Origin of the sequence: Pseudoalteromonas sp. 10-33 (assembly GCF_001469195.1) — a bacterium.
Classification (GTDB): Bacteria; Pseudomonadota; Gammaproteobacteria; order Enterobacterales; family Alteromonadaceae; genus Pseudoalteromonas.
The window spans coordinates 446,661-467,984 of the sequence record NZ_LOFI01000001.1; the positions used below are offsets into that span (position 1 = coordinate 446,661).

At 40.3% G+C, this 21,324-nt stretch carries 16 protein-coding genes and 1 tRNA gene; 12 read left to right on the forward strand and 5 right to left on the reverse strand.

All coding sequences use genetic code 11. The features are described from left to right. Positions 1–27 precede the first annotated feature (27 nt). Positions 28–984 (reverse strand): methylenetetrahydrofolate reductase, encoded by a 957-nt coding sequence (locus ATS76_RS02060; RefSeq protein ID WP_058550841.1) that lies wholly within the window; start codon positions 982–984, stop codon positions 28–30. A gap of 257 nt (positions 985–1,241) precedes the next feature. Here ATS76_RS02060 and ATS76_RS02065 point away from each other — a divergent pair, with 257 nt between their 5' ends. After that, entirely contained in the window at positions 1,242–4,121 is a 2,880-nt protein-coding gene (locus ATS76_RS02065; RefSeq protein WP_058550842.1) for a M16 family metallopeptidase, read from the forward strand. A gap of 172 nt (positions 4,122–4,293) precedes the next feature. Here the strand turns inward: ATS76_RS02065 and ATS76_RS02070 are convergent, their stop codons facing one another. After that, positions 4,294–4,614 (reverse strand): helix-turn-helix domain-containing protein, encoded by a 321-nt coding sequence (locus ATS76_RS02070; protein ID WP_058550843.1) that lies wholly within the window; start codon positions 4,612–4,614, stop codon positions 4,294–4,296. A 1-nt stretch (position 4,615) separates the two neighbouring features. Then, positions 4,616–5,023 (reverse strand): hypothetical protein, encoded by a 408-nt coding sequence (locus ATS76_RS02075; RefSeq protein WP_058550844.1) that lies wholly within the window; start codon positions 5,021–5,023, stop codon positions 4,616–4,618. 302 nt (positions 5,024–5,325) lie between these two features. Here ATS76_RS02075 and ATS76_RS02080 point away from each other — a divergent pair, with 302 nt between their 5' ends. The 3 genes from ATS76_RS02080 (at position 5,326) to ATS76_RS02090 (ending at position 7,934) form a co-directional block, all read left to right on the forward strand. After that, positions 5,326–6,255, forward strand: coding sequence for a sensor domain-containing diguanylate cyclase (locus ATS76_RS02080; RefSeq protein ID WP_058550845.1), 930 nt, complete (start codon positions 5,326–5,328; stop codon positions 6,253–6,255). Positions 6,256–6,393: 138 nt separating this feature from the next. Further along, positions 6,394–7,212: a serine O-acetyltransferase gene (gene cysE / locus ATS76_RS02085; protein WP_058550846.1), complete on the forward strand. Its 819-nt coding sequence runs from the start codon at positions 6,394–6,396 to the stop codon at positions 7,210–7,212. A gap of 35 nt (positions 7,213–7,247) precedes the next feature. Continuing rightward, entirely contained in the window at positions 7,248–7,934 is a 687-nt protein-coding gene (locus ATS76_RS02090; protein WP_058550847.1) for a hypothetical protein, read from the forward strand. A gap of 13 nt (positions 7,935–7,947) precedes the next feature. Here the strand turns inward: ATS76_RS02090 and xseA are convergent, their stop codons facing one another. After that, positions 7,948–9,279 (reverse strand): exodeoxyribonuclease VII large subunit, encoded by a 1,332-nt coding sequence (gene xseA, locus ATS76_RS02095; RefSeq protein ID WP_058550848.1) that lies wholly within the window; start codon positions 9,277–9,279, stop codon positions 7,948–7,950. 135 nt (positions 9,280–9,414) lie between these two features. Between xseA and guaB the strand changes: the two genes are divergently transcribed. The 5 genes from guaB (at position 9,415) to rimI (ending at position 13,796) form a co-directional block, all read left to right on the forward strand. Further along, a complete protein-coding gene (gene guaB / locus ATS76_RS02100; RefSeq protein WP_058550849.1) occupies positions 9,415–10,884 on the forward strand; it encodes an IMP dehydrogenase in 1,470 nt (489 codons plus the stop codon). Between the two features lie 267 nt (positions 10,885–11,151). Beyond that, complete coding sequence (guaA, locus tag ATS76_RS02105) at positions 11,152–12,729, forward strand: glutamine-hydrolyzing GMP synthase (protein ID WP_058550850.1); 1,578 nt, start codon at positions 11,152–11,154, stop codon at positions 12,727–12,729. Positions 12,730–12,882: 153 nt separating this feature from the next. Then, positions 12,883–12,959 (forward strand) — tRNA-Trp (locus tag ATS76_RS02110). 65 nt (positions 12,960–13,024) lie between these two features. Then, positions 13,025–13,342 carry a hypothetical protein gene (locus tag ATS76_RS02115; RefSeq protein WP_058550851.1) on the forward strand — a complete coding sequence of 106 codons (318 nt, stop codon included), beginning with the start codon at positions 13,025–13,027 and terminating at the stop codon, positions 13,340–13,342. Beyond that, on the forward strand, positions 13,329–13,796 hold the full coding sequence (gene rimI / locus ATS76_RS02120) for a ribosomal protein S18-alanine N-acetyltransferase (protein WP_058550852.1): 468 nt from the start codon (positions 13,329–13,331) through the stop codon (positions 13,794–13,796). Before ATS76_RS02115 ends, rimI begins: the two co-directional genes overlap by 14 nt. 26 nt (positions 13,797–13,822) lie before the next feature. Here rimI and ATS76_RS02125 read toward each other — a convergent pair whose 3' ends face one another. Next, complete coding sequence (locus tag ATS76_RS02125) at positions 13,823–16,483, reverse strand: ATP-binding protein (protein ID WP_058550853.1); 2,661 nt, start codon at positions 16,481–16,483, stop codon at positions 13,823–13,825. 425 nt (positions 16,484–16,908) lie between these two features. On the opposite strand from ATS76_RS02125, the gene prfC reads away from it, so the two are divergent. From prfC to pdxH, 3 genes are all read left to right on the forward strand, one after another. Continuing rightward, positions 16,909–18,498 (forward strand): peptide chain release factor 3, encoded by a 1,590-nt coding sequence (gene prfC, locus ATS76_RS02130; RefSeq protein ID WP_058403052.1) that lies wholly within the window; start codon positions 16,909–16,911, stop codon positions 18,496–18,498. Positions 18,499–18,560: 62 nt separating this feature from the next. Then, positions 18,561–20,303 carry an arginine--tRNA ligase gene (gene argS / locus ATS76_RS02135; RefSeq protein ID WP_058550854.1) on the forward strand — a complete coding sequence of 581 codons (1,743 nt, stop codon included), beginning with the start codon at positions 18,561–18,563 and terminating at the stop codon, positions 20,301–20,303. A gap of 364 nt (positions 20,304–20,667) precedes the next feature. Next, complete coding sequence (gene pdxH / locus ATS76_RS02140) at positions 20,668–21,306, forward strand: pyridoxamine 5'-phosphate oxidase (protein ID WP_058550855.1); 639 nt, start codon at positions 20,668–20,670, stop codon at positions 21,304–21,306. Positions 21,307–21,324: the final 18 nt, after the last annotated feature.

Genomic DNA, 21,324 nt, shown 5'->3' on the forward strand with positions numbered 1-21,324 from the left:
CAAGAAGGGTGTAAATTAGTTTAACTATTAAGCAATTTGTTTTTCAGCTAGGTTGAGTTCCATTGTTGCTTTTAATAAACGGTATAAGTTTATTGATGCGTCAATTTCTTCTTTTCGGTTTGTTAAGCTTTCAATGTTTAAACCTAGTGGCACGTCTAAGTGTGCACAGCTTTTTAAAATTGAATCGAGATTTTCGCGGCAAATACGCACCGATTCACTCAAGGTGTTGTCGGCGTCAAGCATGCGCCATTTAGTCGCCTCTGGTACTGAAATACCTAGCCACTGCATGAACTCTAGGGTTTTTTCACCGCCACATGGTGTAAACGTGAGTATAATACGTTTTGGTGCAACGCCTTGTGCCTTGCAGGTACGCGCGTAACTTGTTATTAAATCAATAGTGGCTTGTGCGTTATAAACTGCTTGCGATATAAAAAACTGACAACCTTGCGTTGTTTTTTCTATTAAGCGTTCGTGTTCATTACGTTTACTTGCATGTCGCTCTGCAATGGTTACGCCTCCTAAAAAGAAGTCATCACTTTGCTCTGCTAATGTTTTATAAGCGTCGGGTAGGCTTAGTTTTATATCACCTACTGACGATGGGCTACCTACTAAAACAACGTTTTTTAAATCAAATTCATTTTTAGTTTCATTTAGCCAATCTTTAAATTCTGCTACACCGCGCTGAGCTACACTTTTATATGTAATCACATCTAGGCGTGATAAATCTTTTAACAACTTACTGTATTCACGCGGATCAACAGTTTGCTTAAATGGAAACGGACGAGCCTGATTAGTGCGGCTACTCTCATCTTGAATATCGTAAATAACAACACCGTCGTACTCAATTTCGTGTAAGCGGCCCAGTAGTTTTTCTGCAATGGTTTTTAATTGCGCTTTATCAGTGCCTATTTTAGGGGGCGTTGTACCAATAAGATAAACACCTTGATTGGTGTCCTCAATTTTCTCTTGCAGTGATAAAGCCATAATCCTCATTCCAGCTCAATGGTTGATGGAATTAATATAGCAGCCATTTAGACGTCTAGATAGATTTTTTAAGTGAAAGTTTTTCAAGCAACGTGAGGATTATTCATACAAAGATGTTCCTAAATTAAGTGCATGACACAGTTGTTTACATAATAAAGTCGCTGAGGGCTCTTATATTTATTGGCTTTGGGGCATAATTAGCAGTGAAATTGTAAATATTTTGACAACAACTTTGCTCAATTTACTAAAGGACAATTATGAAATTTAAATTATTAGCAACAAGCCTTGCGGTATCACTCGCTTTAACTGGCTGTGCAATGCAAAAAAATGAAACAACGCAAGCAGCAAAACAAGAACAAATAAAAAAAGCTGATGACCGTGTTTTTTCACAAGATTACCTAATTGAAGAGCTTGATAATGGCCTTCGAGTCATGGTTGTTAAAACGGATTACCCAGATGTAGTTTCGCTGCAAATACCGGTTTCTGTTGGATCTCGCAACGAAGTTGAGGCAGGCAAGACCGGCTTTGCTCACTTTTTTGAGCATATGGTATTTAAAGGCTCTAAAAAATTTCCGCAAGACGAATACACCGCCATATTCAAAAATGCAGGGGTTGATAACCGCGCATACACCACCAACGATTACACTAACTACCATTTAAACTTTTCAAAGCAGCACCTTGATAAAGTACTTGAGATTGAAGCTGATATTTTCCAAAACTTAACCTACACCGAAGAGCAATTTAGAACCGAAGCATTGACGGTAAAAGGTGAGTACTTAAAAAATAACGCTAGCCCGATTCGCAAGTTATTAAGTGCTGTGCGTGCAGAGGCTTTTGAAAAGCATACTTACAAACACACCACAATGGGCTTTTTTGAAGACATAGAAGCCATGCCAGACCAAATGGCTTACGGTAAAGAGTTTTTTGATAAGTTTTATAAGCCAGAATATGTATCGCTAGTTATTGTGGGTGATGTTGACCCTAAAGCTACTATGGCAATGGTTAAAAAGCACTGGGGTGGTTGGGAAAAAGGCGATTACGTTGCCGATATTAAAGCTGAGCCAAAACAGCAAGCACCTAAATATTTACATGAGCAAAATAAAGCCTTACCAGGGCATTGGTTAATGGTATCGTACAAAGGTGCGCCGTGGGAGCCTGCTAAAAAAGACAGAGCTGCGCTTGATTTAATCTCACAGCTTTATTTTTCAAATAACTCAGATTTATACCAAGAGCTGGTTGTTGATAAACAAATTGCTAGCCAAATGTTTACCTATAATCCAGAAACCAAAGATCCGGGCCTACTGCATGTATTTGTAAAAGTAGAAAACGAAGAAGATTTAGCTAAAGCACGCGATGCAATTAATCGCACTTACGCAAAAGCACGAACAGAACTGGTCGATGCACAAAAATTAAGTGACTTAAAATCTAATCTTAAATATAGCTTTATTAATGGTTTAGATTCGTCGCAAGCAATAGCATCAACGCTTGCGAGTTACATGCATTTTGAGCGCGACCCTGAGGTTATTAACCAGCTTTATAAATCAGCCGACAACATCACCGCTGAGGATATTAAAGCGGTTGCCAATAAATACTTTGTAGATAACGCCCGCACTACAGTGACAATGTCGGCACTTGAGAAAGCACCGGGGTTTGAGCAAGAGGCGAGTTTAAGCGAGGTGGTTGCAAAGCTTGAGCAAGCGCCAGAGGCACCGTCATTTAAAGTGCTTGATAAAACTAATAGCTCGGTGCTGATTGATGTAAACTTTTTATTCAATACAGGTGCAGCTGCTGATCCGAAGGGTAAAAAAGGTGTAGCCGCGCTTACCGCCGCTATGCTTGCTCGAGGTGGTTCGCAAAGTACCAGCTACAAAGAAATCCAAAAAGCGCTTTATCCGCTTGCGGGTAGCTTTGGTTACCAAATAGATAAAGAAATGCTGTCGTTCCAGGGGCGTATTCATAAAGATAACGCTGAAACTTGGTATGCACTTATAAGCGAGCAACTACTTAACCCAGGTTTTAGAGACGATGACTTTAAACGCCTTAAAAAAGAAATGATCGACGGTATTAAGTCGGGCTTAAAAGCCTCTAATGATGAAGAGCTAGGTAAAGAAGTACTTTACAGTACGCTTTATAAAGGCCACCCATACGAGAGCTACAACTATGGTGATATTTCAGACTTAGAAGCACTTACTCTTGATGATGTAAAAGCATTTTACAACACAGAGCTTACCCAATCTAAACTAACATTGGGTTTAATTGGCGCTGTGCCTAACGCGCTTAAAGCCGAAATGATGAGCGATTTAGCAACCCTACCTAAAGGCGAGCAAAGCCGTTTAAGTATCCCTGATGCACCAGAACTTAAAGGTCATCATGCTACTATTGTTGAAAAATCGGCGCAATCTACGGCGGTATCGTTTGGTTTCCCAATTGATACTATTCGCAGCAGCGAAGATTGGACAGCACTTTGGCTTGTGCGCTCATACTTTGGTGAGCATCGTAGTTCTAACTCATACTTGTATGAGCGAATTCGTCAAACACGCGGTATGAATTACGGTGATTATTCGTACATAGAATACTTCCCACGTGGTATGTTTCAAACTAAACCAGATGCAAATTTAGGACGCTCTGAGCAAATATTCCAAATTTGGTTGCGCCCGCTGCGCTCTAATAACGATGCACACTTTGCAACGCGTACCGCATTATTTGAGCTAGATAAATTAATTAAAAATGGCATGACCGAAAAAGACTTTGAGGCAACACGTAATTTTTTAATTAACTACGTGCCGCAGCTTGTAGCAAGTCAAAACCGTCAGTTAGGTTATGCATTGGATAGCGAATTTTATAACACAGAATCGTTTGTAAAATACGTGACAAGTAAGCTTGAAAAGCTAACGCTTGGTGATGTGAATCGCGTAATTAAAGATAATCTGCAAACTGATAACGTGCAGTATGTGTTTATTACCGGTGACGGCGAAGACATGAAAAAACGTTTAGCGTCAGAGCAAACCTCGCCAATGGTTTACAACACAGAAAAACCAGCAGAGCTTGTTGCAGAAGATAAAATCATTGCCGATTATAAATTAGCCATTGAGGCTAACAACATCGAAGTAGTAAAAGTGGACAGTGTTTTTAAATAAAACATTAAACGAAAACGACTTGTAGATAATGAAAAGCCCCACGTTTGGGGCTTTTTATAGCATTGAGCCAACCTTTATCCCTAACCCTAAAAGTATTATTGCGCTTGCTATGGCTATTAAAGTAATGGGCCTCGTCGTTCTTTTGCTTTATATTTCGACATTTTTTGCTACCTTAACTCATTATAAAAAATACAGTGATCATCCCTAATATAAAGCTGATGACTGACGACAATGCTAAAATTGAGGTTATATTTTGTGTGCTTAAAGCTGGATTAACAGTAGAAGAGTTAGTGTCATCTTCAAGTTTAATTAATTCACCTTGACGTACTTCTAATACTGCACATAAAGCCATCGTTGTTTCTTTTGATGCTGCACCTTCTTTCTCTACCCGTTGAATTGTTCGTAAACTAATATCGCAGGCGTCAGCAAGTTGCTGCTGAGTCCAATTTAACTGGCCTCTGAGTGATTTAACAGTTGTAGGATTTAATTGCACGTTAAAGCTTTCCTACAAATAGTTCAACAATGGTTGCAATTGCATAGCCAAACACCGCACCGCCTAATGCGCAACCAGCAATAAAAAAGAAAGCCTTTTTAGGATCGTCAGGAAGACTGCATTGAATTTGTTTGGCAACGACTTTTGTATCTTTATAAAGTGTGCACTCCATTCGCCCTGTGAGTATGTTGAGCATGTCAAACTTTACTTGGTACTGTGAGCTCTCAAAATCAAAAGAGTGGGTGCTTGTACAATTTATATTGCGCTTTTTACTAAATAAATCATCATTTATAAACACTTCTTCTTTACCGGTAAAGTAACTTCCAAAGCAGGCTATCTGATTATCACCATCGTGAAAGTAAAATTTATAGCCGAGTTTTTTAGTATTTAATATGTCGTTTTTCATCATCGTTATCCTTGTTGAGTTGATGATGCTAATTTAGCGTTTATTATTATTTTTTACGCCGTCAGGAGTATGCCAGCAAACAGTTTGGCATATGACACTGTGTATGTCATGTATGTTTAATTACTGATTTTAATATGTTTTATTTACTTTTTGATCTGATTGAAAATTAGTGTTGCTGTCATGTCATTTTTAACTAGTGGTTAGGTAAATAAAAAAATTAAAGAAAAGTACGGATTTATTTTTGTCAAAAAAACGCTAAGTACATATACTTTCTGACGATTATTCTAATAAATCTGAAGGTAAGCGTGCTAGATGATAAATTATTTTTAAAGTTGGTATTGGATACCATGCCAGAACAGGTTGTCGTAATAAACAAAGAAGGAGATATCGTTTTTATAAATAAGGGATGGCAAAACTTTGGTGAAGAAAATGACTGCTCATGCGGTGCTTGGGAAAAAGAAAATTATTTATTTACCTGTAAAAAAGCAGCAGACAATGGTGACGAAATAGGCGTAAGGGCATTGGAAGGAATTAATGCTGTCATTAACGAACAGCAAGACGATTTATATTTAGAATACCCATGTCATAGTGATGATGAAAAACGCTGGTTTATGATGCGTGTTGTACCATTTAAACTTAATACCGATTTTTACTATGTAATTACGCATCAAAATATTACAGAGCGAAAACTCGCTGAAGAAGAAGTTCAGCAACTGGCAAATATTGATGGATTAACCGATATATTTAATCGAGGTTATTTTGATAGCTTTTTAGAGCAAGAGTGGAATAGGTGCAAGCGTTTAAATATGCCCCTTTCATTAGCAATCATTGACTTAGACGATTTTAAATTACTAAACGACACTTATGGTCATCAACAAGGTGATGAGTGTTTAAAGCAAGTTGCGGCAATTCTTGAGCAATATACAAAAAGACCTAGTGATATTTGTGCTCGTTTTGGCGGGGAGGAGTTTGCACTTGTTTATGGCAACACAAGCTCTGAACAAGCAACCACGGTTATTAACGCTATTGTAGAGCAGCTAAAACAGCTTAACATTTGTAACGAACTGTCTTTACCCAGCAAAACACTTACAGTCAGTATTGGTTTAGCAAGTGTTATTCCCTGTAGTGATTACACGATAGAAAGTATGATTAAAGAGGCTGATGACTTATTGTACAAAGCAAAAGCCACAGGTAAAAACTTATTATGTGTGGCCGATTTAACAGTGGTTGACTAAATGATAAGTTGTTATGAGTTATGCTTTGTTATACCTAATAACCAGAACAAATAACTAAGGCGTTAACACTTAGAGCTTTAAATCCGTTAGACTTGACCAAAGGCTCTTTTTTATATCAATTTAAGGCAGTTCAGTATTATGCGTCATGAAATTTGGCAACAGCTTCGAAGTGAAGCAAATGAAGTCGTCACTCGCGAACCTCTTTTGGCAAGTCACGTGTATTCATGTATTTTGAATCATGAGTGCTTGGGTTCGGCGTTAAGCTTTATTGTTGCTAATAAATTGGCGGATGCAGTTGTATCGGCATTCACTATTCGCGAATTATTCGATCAATCATTTGTAAAATGCGACCGTATGCTGTCTTTTGTTGCAGAAGACATAAAAGCTGTGAAAGATAGAGACCCTGCCGCTGAAACCTACCTCACTGTTATTTTAAACTTAAAAGGTTTTCATGCTATTCAGGCTCACCGATTAGCTAATTGCCTATGGCGACAGAATCGTAAAGAACTGGCGCGCTTTATTCAAAGTCGAACTTCTGAAGTGTTTGGCGTAGATATTCATCCAGCCTGTAAAGTTGGTAAAGGCATCATGTTTGACCACGCAACGGGTATTGTCATCGGTGAAACGGCAGTTATTGAAGATAATGTATCAATACTGCAATCGGTAACGCTTGGTGGTACTGGTAATGAGCAGGGCGATCGTCATCCTAAAATTAGAGCCGGTGTGTTAATTGGCGCAGGTGCAAAAGTGCTGGGTAATATTGAAGTGGGTGAGGGCGCACGTATTGGTGCCGGGTCGGTGGTATTAACTGCTGTGCCACCTCATACAACGGCCGTTGGCGTACCGGCCAAAATTATTGGCAGACCTGAATGCCCGTGTCCTGCGCAAAGTATGAACCAAAACTTTTTAGCTACACCAGAGCCAGAAAACGAATCGCACACCAGCGCTATGCTGTGACATAGAATAAAAAATAAAATTTAAAAGGAATTAAGATGAACAAAAATAACGTTTTAACACTTGGAGTTGGGTTTATTGCTGGTGTGGGTTTAACTTGGGGATATTTTAATTTGGCTTCAAATGATTTAGAGCCAGATAAGTTGCAGCAAAGTAATACTCTTTTGCAGAAAACTCATACTCCACAACCAACAAGTCACGAAGTAGCAGCAAACAATACTGTACCAGCTGTAACTCAACAAGCCGTTAGCTTAGAACAAAATGAAAATACCACCTCCACCGCTTTAGAACCTCAAGAAATTGATGGGCTCCCCCTAGAAGAACAAGTTACACAACTTAAGCTGCAATTAGCTAAGCAAAAGTCGTTAATGGAAAATGTGGTGAAGCAGTTGCGTGCCCCAAATGATGTTGAAGCCGCTTTACAGGCTCAGTTTGATGAACAACAACGTAATGAAGAATGGGCTTATCAAACTGAAACCGCATTGCAGGATTTTTTACTTACCGCAGATTTAACCTCAATGCCTGATATTGTGAGCGCAGAATGTAAGTCATCGGTTTGTAAATTTAAACTAGCAGCGCCAACGGGTAACGATACATTTGATCATACCCATTGGCGAGAGCTTAACGATAAGTTAATGAAGCAAGAGTTTTGGTTACAGTTTAAAAGAACAACCTCCACCTCGAGCGACAGTGAATTAACCCTATTAATGACAACAGAGCTTTAACTGAAAGCGTATTTTATAATGCTGTTGATTTTATTATGCCATCGCCAAGCTCTGTAATTAACACATCGCCTGTTTTAATTTGGCCCACCGATTTAACTACTTTCCCCTGTGGCGTTTTAGTGATGCTGTAACCACGCGCTAAAACATTGAGGGGGCTTACTGAGTCGAGCTTACTTGCTTGTAATGCTAGGCTATTATTGGCTTGCTGTAATTGCTGTTGAATAGCCTGGTATAACCTTGCTTGTAACTGCGACAGTTGATGCGAAGCCTGCGCTAGCTTTTTATCCGGTGATTGGCGCATTAAGCGCGGTGTTAAACTGTTTAGATTACGTTCTTGTTGGTACAAACGCTGCAGCATTGCTTGTTGCAAAGCAATGCTTAGCTCGTCTAATCGTTGCGCTTTTTGATTGAGCTGATTGCGCGGATGGCACAAGTTAAGACGGTGCTGTAATTGCGTAGCAAGCGCGCGCTTATCAGCAATATCGTGTTTAAAGGCATTGCTTAAACGGTTAATGAGTTGCGTTACTTTGTTATGTAGCTCTTGGGTGTTAGGGCTTACAAGCTCAGCAGCCGCTGATGGAGTTGCAGCGCGAACATCGGCAACATAATCGCTAATGGTTGTGTCTATCTCGTGGCCTACCGCACTGACTATGGGTAATTTACTTTGATAAATAGCACGCGAAAGTTGTTCGTGGTTAAAACACCATAAATCTTCAAGTGAACCGCCGCCGCGTCCTAAAATAAGTACGTCTACTTCATTACGTGCATTAGCTAATTCTATTTGATTAATTAAATGCACATGAGCTTCTTTGCCCTGCACCATAGCAGGATAAATGATAACTTCTAATTGCGGCGCACGGCGTTTAAGTACGGTTAAAATATCTTTTATGGCAGCGCCGGTTGCTGAGGTAACCACACCAATGCGGTTTATATTTAGCGGTAAAGGCTTTTTATGCGCAGAGCTAAACAGTCCTTCAGCAGCAAGGCGCATTTTTAGCGCGTCAAACTCTTGTTTAAGTTGGCCCTCACCTGCGGGTTCCATATGCTCAACAATAAGCTGGTAATCGCCGCGAGGCTCATAAAGTGAGACGCGTGCCTTTACGCTAACTTGTGCGCCATTTGCAGGGCGGTAACTTTGGCTTCGGTTGTTACCTCGCCACATAGCGGCTTTAATTTGTGCTTTGTCATCTTTTAACGAAAAATACCAATGCCCAGATGCTGGCGCAATAAAATTAGAAATTTCGCCAGTCAGCACTAATGAAGCAAAGCCTTGCTCTAATACTGCTCTGATCTCTCTATTAAGGCGCGAAACGGTATAAACCGTCTGCGAAGGCTTCGAAAACATAAAAAACAACCTAAAACTATTTATGAGGCAAGTTTATCATAAATATTTGCGAAATATTATTTACGAATGCCAACAACGCTGTTAAAATTTGGCCGCAATTCCTTATCTTAGATCCACATGTGAGAAGTTGCCAAAATGCTTAGAATTGCTAAAGAAGCTCTTACCTTTGATGACGTACTTTTAGTACCTGGTCATTCTACTGTTTTGCCACACACGGCAAATATTTCAACTCGCTTAACGCGTGGTATCAAACTTAACTTGCCGCTTATTTCAGCATCTATGGATACTGTTACAGAAGCTCGTTTAGCTATTGCCCTTGCGCAAGAAGGTGGTCTTGGTTTTATTCATAAAAACATGACTATTGAAGAACAAGCGAAAAACGTACGTAAAGTTAAAACCTACGAAGCGGGTATTGTGTCTTACCCGGTAACAGTGACTGCTGATTTAACAATTGCAGATGCTATGGACCTTGCTGAAGAAAAAGGGTTTTCAGGCTTTCCAGTTACCGACCCAGAAAACACCTTAGTAGGTATTGTTACGAGTCGCGATATGCGTTTTGAAACAAAACTTGAACAGCCAATTTCGACTGTTATGACTAAAAAAGAAAAGCTTGTTACCGTTAAGGAAGGCGCAGCTCGCGAAGAAATTTTAGGCCTAATGCATGAGCATCGTATTGAGAAGATTTTAGTTGTTGATGATGCGTTTAAACTTAAAGGCATGATCACAGTAAAAGATTACCAAAAAGCGCAAGATAAACCACATGCATGTAAAGACGAGTTAGGTCGTTTACGTGTAGGTGCTGCTGTAGGTGTTGGTGCCGGTACTGATGAGCGTATTGCTGCATTAGTTGAGGCGGGTGTTGATGTATTACTTATTGATACTTCTCATGGCCACTCTCAAGGCGTAATTGACCGTGTATCGCAAACTCGTCAAGCTTATCCAGACCTTCAAATTGTAGCGGGTAATGTTGCAACTGCTGAAGGAGCAATAGCGCTTGCTGATGCAGGTGTTGATGCAGTAAAAGTAGGTATCGGCCCAGGTTCAATTTGTACAACGCGTATTGTTACTGGTTGTGGTGTACCACAAATTACGGCTATTTCTGATGCAGTTGATGGTTTAAAAGGTCGCGACATTCCAGTAATTGCTGATGGCGGTATTCGTTTCTCTGGCGACATCGTAAAAGCGCTTGTTGCAGGTGCATCGTGTGTGATGGTGGGCTCAATGCTTGCTGGTACTGAAGAGGCGCCTGGTGAAGTAGAACTATACCAAGGGCGTTACTACAAATCATACCGTGGTATGGGCAGCTTAGGCGCGATGGACCAAAAAGAAGGTTCATCGGATCGTTACTTCCAAAAATCAAACGAAGCAGACAAGTTGGTACCTGAAGGTATTGAAGGTCGCGTAGCTTATAAAGGGCCAATTGCGACTATTATTCACCAGCAGGTAGGCGGTCTTCGTAGTGCAATGGGCTTAACGGGTTGTGCAACTATTGAAGAGCTTAATACAAAACCTCAGTTTGTACGTGTTACATCTGCAGGTATGGGTGAGTCGCACGTACATGATGTGCAAATTACCAAAGAAGCACCAAATTACCGCTTAGGTTAAGCGCGTAATTAATAATTTATTGGGCTTGCTTTGCAAGCCCTCTTTTTAGTCGTTTATATAAATACCAATTGCATTAATAAAGTGGTCAATTATTGCGACAGATAAATGGCTCAATAACGAGGCAGAAATTTCGATTTTTAGTTTCTTCTAAATATGAAGTTTTTAACGTGGTTAGTGAGTTATTTAGCCTGCAAGAATTAGTAATGTTTAATAAAATTGGTATTCAAAGCGGCATTTAGCATTAGCATCTACTTTACGAGATACTCCATGAGCAAAGATATTCACGATTCACGAATTCTCATTTTAGACTTTGGTTCACAATACACGCAATTAATCGCGCGCCGTATCCGCGAAATTGGTGTTTACTGTGAGCTGTGGGCATGGGATGTGACTGAAGAGCAAATCCGCGAGTTTAACCCACAAGGTATCATTCTTTCTGGTGGCCCAGAATCAACAACACTTGAAAACAGCCCGCGTGCTCCTGAGTATGTGTTTAATGCAGGCGTTCCTGTATTAGGCATTTGTTACGGTATGCAAACAATGGCAACTCAACTTGGTGGCAGCGTTCACAGCTCTGACAAAAAAGAATTTGGTTACGCGCAAGTTGAAAAGGTCGGCAATTGTGCATTGTTTGATGCAATTGAAGATCATATTACCGATGGCGGCAACGGCGTTTTAGACGTATGGATGAGCCACGGCGATAAAGTTATGGAAGTACCAGCAAGCTTTAGCACAACAGCTAAAACACCAACGTGTCCGCATGCTGCTATGTCTAATGAAGAAAAACGTTTTTACGGCGTGCAGTTTCACCCAGAAGTAACGCACACTCATCAAGGGCAACGTTTACTAGAGCGCTTTGCAATTGATATTTGTGGTTGTGAAAAACTGTGGACTCCTGCAAAAATTATTGATGATGCCATTGAGCGTATCAAAGACACTGTTGGCGATGATGAAGTTATTTTAGGCTTATCAGGTGGTGTTGATTCATCGGTTGTGGCTATGCTTATTCATCGTGCTATTGGTGAGCGACTAACCTGTGTATTTGTTGATAACGGGCTGCTTCGTTTAAACGAAGGTCAGCAAGTAATGGATATGTTTGGCAATAAATTTGGCTTAAACATTGTAAAAGTAGATGCTGAAGATCAATTCTTAAATGACCTTGCCGGTAAATCAGATCCAGAAGATAAGCGTAAGGCTATTGGCCACACGTTTATTAATGTATTTGATGAGCAAGCTAAAAAGCTTAAAAACGCAAAATGGTTAGGTCAAGGTACTATTTACCCTGACGTAATTGAATCAGCGGCTTCAGCGACTGGTAAAGCGCACGTTATTAAATCTCACCACAATGTGGGCGGATTACCAGATGACATGAAAATGGGCCTAGTTGAGCCACTTCGTGAGTTATTTAAAGATGAAGTACGTAAAATTGGTTTAGAGTTAGGTTTACCGTACGACATGCTTTACCGCCACCCATTCCCTGGACCAGGTTTAGGTGTACGTGTACTAGGTGAAATTAAAAAAGAGTACTGTGATTTATTACGCCGTGCTGATGCTATCTTCATTGAAGAGCTACACAAAGCCGACCTATACCATAAAGTAAGCCAAGCGTTTACTGTGTTCTTACCGGTTAAATCGGTAGGGGTTATGGGTGATGCACGTAAATACGATTGGGTTGTTTCACTTCGTTGTGTTGAAACTATCGACTTTATGACTGCGCGTTGGTCACATTTACCCTATGAGTTTTTAGGTGTGGTTTCTAACCGTATCATTAACGAGATAGATGGTATTTCACGTGTAGTTTACGATATTTCTGGTAAGCCACCTGCAACTATTGAGTGGGAATAATTTACCCTGAATTAAGTTTGGTAAATTAAACTGATAAAAACGGTGAATTAGCATGCTAATTCACCGTTTTGCTTATTAAAAAAGCAGTTGAACTAAATGTGTGATTTTTCTCTTTACCTTTAGCGAAACTTCTCTATAATTCGACGTCATTGCAGGGGCGTAGTTCCAATTGGTAGAACAGCGGTCTCCAAAACCGACGGTTGGGAGTTCGAATCTCTCCGCCCCTGCCATTTCTTCTTTACATCGTATTTATTAATTCTTATATTACCTTACTTACTAATTTCATCGAGTCGTTATGCATTCACGGTACGCAGCTGTTTTTGGTATTGAAAACCTCGAACTAAATACTCATTTTTTACCTGCCAGCTCTGAAAATCCTATAAGTAATGTGGAAAAAGAATTAACACCTGTTTTACTTGAATCCCTTGAGCTTTCTAGCTCATTACTTGCAGATATTCATCGTGCAGCAGTGCCTGTAGCTATAAATAGTGTGGTTAAAGGTGAGCACATGCAATTAACGGGTGATCAGCTCGAATTACCATCCTCACAACTCAATGCAACCGAAAAACGTGCTTTGTGGGCTTTAATAAGTGAACACCTTGATAAACTTTAAACCTGTAAATAACGATGCTGTAGAGACGCTTATGGCTATCGAAAAGGCATGCCACAGTCATCCTTGGACTTTAAAAACAATGAGTTCTTGTATTGGTGGACGTTATTTTAATTTAGCCGCCTTTGATGGTGATGTACTCGTTGGTTTTTACATTGGTGAAAAAGCGGGGCCTGATTTTACGCTTATGGATATATGCGTGACGCCTGAGCATCAAGGTAAGGGGATTGCTAAGCAGCTATTGAGTAAATTTATAGAGCACGGTGAACAGCAAAATGCCGAGAATTTATTTTTAGAAGTACGCGAGTCAAATACACGTGCAATTAAGCTTTATGGGCAAGCCGGATTTATAGAGATGTCGGTACGAAAGAATTATTACCCAAGTGACGATGCAACTAAAAACGGCTTTGAAGATGCCATTTTAATGGGTATGGCATTAAGCTTAGGGTTTATGTGATCTTTAGTTGCGGGCAGCTAACGGTTTTATTTTGAGTTAATTGCCTGCTGTATTGCCACTATTACTGAGTTTATAATTTCATCTCTTTGTGATTTATCGTTACTTTTTAGGTTTTCTTCAAGGTCGCCTGCGCTTTTGTAAATAGCATCAAAGTTAAAACATCCTGCGCTGCCTTTAACACTATGTGCTACTGCTTTTAGGCTTTCCCAATCTTGCGTGTGATGCAACGTTTTTATTTGCTTCAAATAATCAGGTAAATTAGCTAAGTAATTATTAGATATTTGCTGAAATTTTTCACTTTTCAATAAATCATCCCACTTATTTTGATTATCTTTTTCAAGATGCAAGTAGCTAACAAGTACGTTTTCGAGCGCATCTTTGTCTATTGGTTTTCCTAAAGCTTTGTCGCAGCCAGCCTCAATATAGGTGCCAATATCGTGATTCATTACGTTTGCGGTAAGCGCAATAATAGGACCGTCGTACGCAGCATGTCGCAGCATTTTAGTGGCTTCAAGCCCACCCATAACAGGCATTTGCATATCCATAATAATTAGCTGATAGTCGTTTACTAGTGCCATTTCTACGGCTTGTGCACCATTATTTGCTATATCAGGCTCAAGCCCCCAAGTTTGCAAAAGCAACTTAATGAGTAACTGATTATCTGGGTTATCTTCGGCTACCAAAATATTTGCGTCAAAGCTGTTGGTAGCAAATGATAAAAGAGGGTCTTTTTCAGGGGTTAATTGTGCATGCTCTACAAGGAGCTCAAGCGCTGGTGTTTTGCCTTTTAAGTGGCAAGCAGCACTAATAGAAAATTTACTTCCTTCGCCGACTTCGCTTTCTAGTTTTATGTCGCCGCCAAGTAATTGTGCAAGGTTTTTAGATATGCATAATCCTAATCCTGTACCACCAAAGCGTCGCGTGGTTGTCGCATCTGCTTGTTCAAATGGCTTAAAAACACGAGAAATTTGATGCTCAGACATACCAATACCGGTATCGGAGATTACAAATTCAATAAGGTTGCTTTTAGCATGATAATGTACACAAATAGTGACATGCCCTTGCTCTGTAAATTTAACAGCGTTGTTTGCTACATTAATTAAAATTTGCTTTAAGCGTGTTACATCCGTGTATATAGTTTGTGGTATTGGTAGGTCATAAATAATATTAAGTTCTAAACGCTTTTCTTGAGCCAGCGGCGTTATGATTGATTCAATATCATGAATTAACTGTACAACGCTCACTGAGGTTTGCTCGACAGCTAACTTTTCAGCTTCAATTTTAGATAAATCCAAAATATTGTTAATCAGTTCAAGTAAGTGCTTTGAATTTCGTAAAATAGTACTTAAATGTTGTTTGTCGTTTACTATTTTATCGTTATGTAGCAACTGCTCCGTAAAGCCCATAATAGCGGTGAGAGGGGTTCGTATTTCATGGCTCATGTTTGCTAAAAAGCGGCTTTTAAGTTGGTTAGCTTGCTCTGCTTGAGTAATGGCGAGTTCAAGTTGGCTGTTCATTGACTCAAGCGCTTGAGTTCGGCTTTCTACCTTGTCTTCTAGATGGTGTTTGTATTCTTCGAGCTGTTGCTGATAATGCCTAATTTGATTAACCATGTGATTAAAGTCGTTAAACAATATGCCCACTTCGTCATCGGTATGAGCAGGTAAGCTTACCGCTAAGTCTCCGTCACCGACTCTGTGGCTGGCTGCACCTAACAGTTCTATTGGGTTTAACAATAAGTTACGTACAACAACAAATATTAAAATGGGTAACGAGATCACTGAAATAATAACAATCAGACCTGTAATTAAACTAATTGCCTTGCCCGACTGGTGAAGCACCGCTTTGGGGATCGTTGATACGTAATAGTAACCACCGCTCATTTGTACGGCAAAAATCATACGTTCTATTTTATCTATACTCGACAGCTCAATAGTAGAGAGTGTGCCGATGTCAGCTAAATCATGAACCTTATTAAGTTCGTATTCGCTAATATATTGGCCACGTAAATTGTAGTTAGAGCTAAATAATATTTTACCGTCTTTGGTCAGTAACAAATTAAGCGTGTTGTTATAGGGCGCTTCTAAAATACTGGTATTTAAAATTGAAGGTTCAACATTTACAACAATAAAGCCAAGTTGTTGAGGACGCTTTAGGTAATAACCCACGCTGTCGATTCGCTGTACAAAATATAAGCTAGTGGTACCGTCGGGTTTTTGAACCATAAACTGCTGTTGGCTTAAATTACTTTGTATAACCTGATTAAAAAAGGGGTAGTTTTTAGGCGCTATAGTTAAATTATTTGAATGATAGGCGTCACTTTTACCGCTAGCCGACACTAAATTTATGCTAATAATATCAGGGTAGGCTTCATTATAACTGGCAAATACATCCATCAGAGCGCCAAGCCTACGTGTATAATTTCCGTCTGAAAGAGCGTCATTGGCTAAAAAGTCGTTAAGTACCGGAGAACGAGAAAGTAACTTAGTGGTAGAGTGAAAAGAGTCTATGTAGTTAAACGCTTTTTGTTGCTGCTGCTCAACAAAGCGGCTCATGATCAAATCGGCTTGTTTTTGAGTTGAGTTCGTTACATTAGTTAACGTAAAGCCACCTAAAAATAGCAGGGGCAATATAACAAGCGGGGTTATATACCATAATAATCTAATGCTTAACTTACTGGTTTTCATTAACTAACTAATATCCTTTACGCAATCTTTTTATAGTATGCGTTACAAGTTTATTAAACAAGCCTGCGATTTACTCATCGTTAAAATATACACTTTAGTTAGAGATATACGCTCCAATAAACAGAGGTTTTAATTACTTAATTAGTCGATAGTTTGTATTTAGGCAGCGTCTTATTTACAAACAAAATGGCTTAAGCTCAAATATTAATAAAAAAGATCAGTTAATAACTAACCATTGATTGTTTAAAGGGTCAAGATCAGCGAAAATAGTCTTTAATTACGATTAACATAACGGATCGCAAACGAGGCGCTAATTTGCTCTTTGTTTTGGTGTGTTGAGGTTTCGAGGTTTAGTTATTTTAGCCTTTAAACGTCTGCACACTTCATAGTGATATTATCCGTATTTAAACTATAAGAACTTTTTAATGGCAGACCAAAATCTCCTTAGCGAAATAAGTAAACGACGTACCTTCGCAATCATCTCGCATCCGGATGCGGGTAAAACCACCATCACCGAAAAAGTACTATTGTTCGGACAAGCGATTCAAAAAGCCGGCACTGTAAAAGGCCGTGGCTCTAATCAGCATGCAAAGTCTGACTGGATGGAAATGGAAAAAGAGCGTGGTATATCGGTTACGACCTCTGTAATGCAATTTCCGTATAACAATGCGCTGGTTAATTTACTTGATACTCCTGGACACGAAGACTTCTCAGAAGATACTTACCGCACGCTGACTGCGGTAGATTCGTGCTTAATGGTTATTGATGCCGCAAAAGGTGTAGAAGAACGTACTCGTAAACTGATGGAAGTTACGCGCCTACGTACTACCCCTATTGTTACCTTTATGAATAAGTGTGACCGTGATATTCGTGACCCAATGGAGCTCCTTGATGAAGTAGAAACAGAGCTAAACATTGCCTGTGCGCCTATTACGTGGCCAATTGGTTGTGGTAAAGAGTTTAAAGGTGTTTACCATATTCATAACGACGAAGCGGTTTTATATAAAACAGGCCAAGGCCATACTATTCAAGAAGTACGTACAGTAAAAGGCCTTGATAACCCAGAGCTTGATACTGCTATTGGTGAAGAACTCGCAGAGCAACTACGTGAAGAGTTAGAGCTTGTCATTGGTGCTTCAAACGAATTTGATCTTGAACTATTTTTAGCGGGTGAACTTTCGCCAGTGTACTTTGGTACCGCCCTTGGTAACTTTGGTGTTGACCACGTTCTTGACGGTTTAACGCAGTGGGCGCCTACGCCATTACCACGTGAAACAGAAGACCGCCAAGTCGTTGCATCAGAAGAAAACTTTACCGGTTTTGTGTTTAAAATTCAGGCCAATATGGACCCTAAACACCGTGACCGTATTGCTTTTATGCGCATTGTGTCGGGCAAATACAGCCAAGGCATGAAAATGAACCATGTACGCCTTGGTAAACAAGTCAGTATTTCTGATGCGGTAACGTTTATGGCGGGCGATCGTGAGCGTGCAGCAGATGCATTCGCAGGCGACATTATAGGCCTTCACAACCACGGTACCATTCAAATTGGTGATACCTTTACGCAAGGCGAAAAGCTTAAGTTTAGCGGTATTCCTAACTTTGCCCCTGAACTGTTTCGTCGTATTCGTTTGCGCGATCCGCTTAAACAAAAGCAGCTATTAAAAGGGTTGGTACAACTTTCTGAAGAAGGTGCAGTACAAGTATTTAGACCGCTGATTAATAACGATTTAATTGTAGGCGCGGTAGGTGTACTACAGTTTGACGTAGTGGTAGCGCGCTTAAAAGCTGAGTACAACGTAGATGCTATTTACGAAGGTGTAAACGTAAATACAGCGCGCTGGGTAAGCTCAACTGACGTTAAAAAGTTTGAAGAGTTTAAACGTAAGTGCGAAAGCAACTTAGCACTTGATGGTGGCGATAACCTAACTTACATAGCACCGAGCCGTGTAAACCTTAATTTATCAACAGAGCGTTACCCAGAAGTAACCTTTAACCATACGCGCGAAAACTAGAATCAACTGACTACAGTCAACTGAAAGCCTGCTTAGGCGGGCTTACAAAGGTAAATAATATAATGAACATTCGTACTATTTTAGTAGAAAAAGCCATTGCAGCTATGATCGCAGCAGGCCTACCTGAAGATACAAACCCAGCGGTTACACAAAGCACACGCCCACAGTTTGGTGATTACCAAATTAACGGTGCAATGGGCGCCGCTAAAAAAATGAAAAGCAACCCACGTGAGCTTGCGCAAAAAATTATTGATAACCTAGATGTGACCGACATTGCTGAAAAAACAGAAATTGCTGGCCCTGGTTTTATAAATATTCATTTAAAGCCTGAGTTTTTAGCCAAAAGCGTAGAAGCGGCTAACAGCGATGCAAAGCTTGCCGTAAACGAGCACGCTAACCCGCAAACTGTTGTGGTAGATTACTCATCGCCTAACCTTGCAAAAGAAATGCACGTAGGCCATTTACGTTCAACCATTATTGGTGATGCCATTGTACGCGCCCTTGAATTTAGAGGCGATAAAGTAATTCGTCAAAACCACATGGGCGATTGGGGCACACAATTTGGTATGCTAATCGCGCATTTAGAAGATCAAATTAGCCAAGGCGTGGACTTAGAGTCGGTAGCGCTTGCTGATTTAGAAACGTTTTACCGCGACGCTAAAAAACGCTTTGACGATGAAGAAGGCTTTGCCGATAAAGCCCGCGACTATGTAGTTAAACTACAAGGCGGCGATGCGCACTGTGAAAAACTATGGAAATTATTTATAGCAACCTCAGTTAAGCACTCTGAAGAAGTTTACAAACGTCTAAATGTAACGCTTACTCAAGCTGATATTATGGCTGAAAGTGCCTACAACAGCGAGCTTAACGATATTATTAGCTTATTAAAAGATAAAAACATTGCTGTAGAGTCGCAAGGCGCACAAGTGGTGTTTTTAGATGAGCTTGCAAATAAAGATGGCGAGCCATCTGCGTTTATCGTGCAAAAATCAGGCGGTGGTTTTTTATATGCAACCACCGATTTAGCCGCGTGTGATTACCGCTCAAATAAATTGGGTGCTGAACGTATTTTAATATTTGTTGATGCACGCCAGAGCCTTCACTTTAATCAGGTAGAGCTTACAGCACGTAAAGCTGGCCTTTTACGTGATGAAACAAGCTACGAGTTTTGCCCGTTTGGCACCATGATGGGCGCCGATGGTAAACCCTTTAAAACCCGTACTGGTGGCACTGTTAAACTTGCTGATTTACTTGAAGAGTCAATCAGCCGTGCAGCAACAAAACTAGCAGAGCGTGAATCTGACTTATCGGATCATGATCGCAGCGAAATTGCGCGTAAAGTAGGTATTGGCGCAGTTAAATATGCTGATCTTTCTAAGCACCGTACCAGCGATTACATATTCAACTGGGACAGCATGCTAAGCTTTGAAGGCGCTACAGCACCTTACTTACAATATGCTTATACTCGCGTGCGTAGTATTTTCCGTAAATCTGGTGTCGATGCCGCTACGCTAAATGCTGATGTAGCCATCGCTGAGCCGCAAGAAAAAGCGCTAGCGCTTAAACTACTTCAGCTTGAAGAAGTGCTTGATTTAATGATCAATGAGGCCACTCCGCACGTATTATGTGGTTACTTATACGAGCTAGCCAGCTTATACATGACATTCTACGAAGCTTGCCCAGTACTTAAAGAAGGCGTAGAGCCAAGCGTGCGTGACAGCCGTTTAGTGTTGTGTAATTTAGTGGCAGATACGTTAAAAACTGGATTGGATTTGCTGGGTATTGAAGTCATGGAGCAAATGTAATCACCGTCGTATTTTAACCTAATACTGCGTTATCCACCCCGACTTACCCTAATCACATACAAACCGTATGCTCATAGGGATAAGTAGGGTTGGATGCCTTGTCTTAGGCTAAACTACTTAGGTGAACGTCTGCTTCGTGTAGTTCGCTTTGACTGCGTTGTCGTGCTTTTTTAGCCTAAGTCACATACTAATTGTATGCTCCTTGGCATAAAAAATCATTTCGCCTTGTCAGCACTCCTACACTTGCAGATATTGTTAGGTGTTTATACTTGCCGTCTCCTATATGTGCATCAATTTTGTAGCTGATAGCTGATAGCTGATAGCTGATAGCTGATAGCTGATAGCTCTTTAGAAGGATTTGTTTATGAAACTCGAAGACATCCGTCGTGAATACCTGCAAGACGCGCTAAGCGAAGATAATTTGCAAGATGATCCATTCAAACAATTTGAAACGTGGCTTGAGCATGCTGTGGGCAGTAATATCCCAGACCCAACGGCCATGGTGGTCGCTACGGTTGATGAAACCGGGCAACCTTCACAGCGTATTGTATTGTTAAAACATTTAGACGATAACGGGTTTGTATTTTTTACTAATACCGGCTCACGTAAAGCACAAGAGCTAAAAGGTAATAACAAAATATCGTTGCATTTTCCGTGGCACCATATGGAGCGCCAAGTAATTGTGTACGGCGAGGCTAAACCGCTGCCTACATCTGCCGTGGCAAAATACTTTTTATCGCGTCCTAAAGAAAGCCAATTAGCGGCCTGGGCTTCAGCACAAAGCAGGCCCGTGTCGTCGCGAAAAGTACTTATGGAAACTTTTGCGAATATGAAAAGCAAGTTTGCCAAAGGTGAAATCCCATTGCCAGATTTTTGGGGGGGGTACTGTGTAGTGCCTACTAAAATTGAGTTTTGGCAAGGCGGCGCTCACCGTCTACACGACCGCTTTATGTACCAGCGCCAAGATGATAATAGCTGGCAAGTTACACGCTTAAACCCTTAATAAATAGATGATTAAGTA